General features: G+C 31.7%; 2 protein-coding genes. One reads left to right on the plus strand and one right to left on the minus strand.

Translation table 11 applies throughout. From position 1 onward, the window contains the following. Nucleotides 1–54: 54 nt before the first annotated feature. Nucleotides 55–207: a hypothetical protein gene (locus D5R40_RS36635; protein WP_161565147.1), complete on the minus strand. Its 153-nt coding sequence runs from the start codon at nucleotides 205–207 to the stop codon at nucleotides 55–57. An 808-nt stretch (nucleotides 208–1,015) separates the two neighbouring features. Between D5R40_RS36635 and D5R40_RS31485 the strand changes: the two genes are divergently transcribed. Beyond that, nucleotides 1,016–3,070 carry a sensor histidine kinase gene (locus tag D5R40_RS31485; protein WP_124143943.1) on the plus strand — a complete coding sequence of 685 codons (2,055 nt, stop codon included), beginning with the start codon at nucleotides 1,016–1,018 and terminating at the stop codon, nucleotides 3,068–3,070. Nucleotides 3,071–3,118 lie beyond the last annotated feature (48 nt).

A 3,118-nucleotide genomic window follows, 5' to 3' on the forward strand; every position in this document is an offset into this window, starting at 1 on the left:
ACTTTGTTGACGGGGACTTAGAAACCCCGTCCGTCTACACGGCGGGGTAGTTCATTAATCGCTCATTTTGTTGATGTAATTTGCAGAAGCAGCATAAGGTTTTGATGCCAGAATACCTCCATCAGCAAATAATCCCATTCCCAGAACATTAGTTTGCATGACCCAATCATAAGCATCAATAAATGCTGCATGGAATGATATTACCAAAAATTAGTTTAGACTTTAACTAAAAAAAACTATTAATTAGTCATTCTAGCAATTATCAAATCCAAAATCCTGTTCATCAAAAATATAAAATCATTCGTCACTGTGCAACGCCATAAATAGAGTTCGTTGAATTTGAAATTTTTAGAGATGTTTTTCACTAAATTCAAGATTATGACTATAAAATATATTTATTGAACAATTCATCAAAATACTTGTGATGATAAATAAATTTCATTGACGAGGAATTTAAAGTTAAAAAAAATGATTTGTTTCAGAGTATAAGATTAACTATCAAAAACAAATCTACAAAAAATAAATTAAAAGTGTATCCATAGAGGTGACAGAACCAATCTTATTTAGTACATATTTACATCATTATTTATTTTTCTTTTATTCTTCGTTATTTAATTCTTAGCTTTACTATTGTGGTATTGTTTTTTTGAATTGGTATAATATGGCAGTCACTAAAGATATCTTTTATAATAAGCAGAACTACATATAAAAAAATCTATGAACAATATCTAGCATATATAATTTGAAATGTAAGTAGTTATGCGATTAAAGTTAATTTGTATTAATGGCAAAATCTCAAATTTTTTTTAGTTTAGAACTTTATATTGTCTAGGCAATATTATCAAATGCGGTATACCATGGAAGAGTTAATAAATAAAAAACTCAAATCAAATTAACTGAATTCTGATAAATTCTATATTCATAGATAATAGTTATAGTTTTCAAAGATTCTCAGAAGTAAAAACGCAAATAATTGTCAAAACTGTTGCAAGTTGCAGCTTAAGTAAAAAATCTTATGATTAAGCAAGTTCAATCCTCCTTTCGTAGGATTCTGCTGTCGCGAATTTTACTACTTACTGTACCAGTATTAATACTAGGACAGTATATCATCTACAGAAAAGCACGTTCTACACTTCTAGACACTGCTCGTCAAAATCTGAAAGAAAGCGCAGACAGAAAGGCCGAAGATATTCAACTTTGGGCTAAATCTTTAGAATCTAATCTAATTAATGCTAGCGAAAGTTATGTACTTCAATCTGGTCAAACTGAAGAGTATCAAAAATATGTTGAGCAGTTATACCAAATGTTACCAACTCAGGTAAGATGCGTTCAATTGAGTAACTTACAAACTTCTGAGATTATAGCTAATACTTGTGATCATGAATCAATAAATTCTCCATCACTAAATATATGGCCTGCGCAGCACAGACAGCTAATTAGAGAGATGTCTAATGTTGATATAAGTTATATATGGCCAGAACAGTTAAACTCGGATAGTTTTTCAAGTGATGATACGGTTGCTCAGAAAAAACAAGTTAGCTTAGGTTTGAGTGTACCAGTATATGTTGCTGAAGGTAGTGAAAGACAATTGCGTTATGCCTTAAGCATTAAGTCGGATTTACCAATGCAAACAAATCGCAGAAGAGGTTCACTGGCAGGTTCAACTGTAGTAATTAATTATAAAGGTACAATTTTAGCTAGTCCAGATCCTGATAGAGTAGGGCGTAATATTTCTGATGGACCAGATGCAGAAAGGCTAAAACATATTATCAGAAATGCACAGGAAGGTAGAAAAGATTTTATCCACATATTCTCTTTTGAAGAAATAGATATTTCAAAAAAGAGTAATAGTAATCCTCTGAGAGAATTTATTGATGAATTTAAAAAGATATTGCCTGAATTATTGGGACTCAAATTATCAGCAGATGATGAATTTTTAGTAGGATATGCACCAACTTCTAGTCCTGTAGACCGTGATGATGATAAAAAGTGGATTGTTTTAGCTATTACACCTATAGACTTTGCTTTATCTGGTCTTAGACAAGTTCAAAAAGTTCTAATTATTCTGATTTTTGGTTTAGTTGGTGCTAGTGTTATGGCAACTATTTATTTGGCTCGTGATTTAGCTCGTCCTTTGGAAAAACTTAGAGATTATGCTCTTGCTGTCAATGATTTAGACTCTCCCAATAAAGTACCTATAAGTCTAAGAATTCGTGAATTTAATCAATTAGCAATTGCATTGGAAAGTATGGTCTATAGGCTTAAAAGATGGGCAAATCAATTAGAAGTTACTTCTAAAGAAGCTCAAGTTGCTAACCAGTTAAAAAGCGAATTTTTGGCTAATATTTCTCATGAATTAAGAACTCCACTCAATGGAATTATTGGCTCTATTCAATTGATTGATGATGGATTTTGTGATACGAAAGAAGAAGAAAAGGAGTTTTTGAAACAAGCTAATGATTCTGCCATTCATTTACTAGGAATTATTGATGATATCCTAGATATTCGTAGAATTGATTCAGAAACTTTATCGATATATTTGCAGGATGTCGATATTGGCAAATTATTACACGAAACAATAGATTCATTTAGAGAATATATTAAACAAAAATCTTTATTATTAAAACTAAATATTCCTGAACAAGTAATAATTGTTAACGCTGACCAAGAAAAGTTGAAGCAAGTGTTTGAAAATGTTATAAGTAACGCAATTAAGTTTACGGAAAAAGGAAGTATTAATATTTGTCTTATCCAAGAATACAATAACTTTATTGTTGCTGAAAATACAAATAATTTATCTGATAATTATGGTGGGAAAGAAAATCGGGTTTTAGTTAAGATTGAAGATACGGGAATTGGTATTAATCCAGAGCAACAAGATAAACTGTTTCAGCCTTTTGTGATGGTAGATGGTACAAAAACGCGTAAGTTTGGAGGAAATGGATTAGGATTAGCTATTTCTCGCGGTCTGATGGAAATGATGAATGGCAGTATTCATCTCTATAGTGAGGGAGTAGACCAAGGAACTACAGTTGATATTATTATGCCAATCAAGAAACAACAACCATAAGGGGGTTGGTAAGGGGGTGCTGGTTTCCCCACTCCTCCACAGGGTGGG

The sequence above is a fragment of the Okeania hirsuta genome, assembly GCF_003838195.1.
In the GTDB taxonomy this organism is placed as follows: Bacteria; Cyanobacteriota; Cyanobacteriia; order Cyanobacteriales; family Microcoleaceae; genus Okeania; species Okeania hirsuta.

Bases quoted from the DNA above. Each gene is read 5' to 3' on its own strand.
- D5R40_RS31485 (WP_124143943.1), top strand. From the start codon at position 1,016: ATGATTAAGCAAGTTCAATCCTCCTTTCGTAGGATTCTGCTGTCGCGA.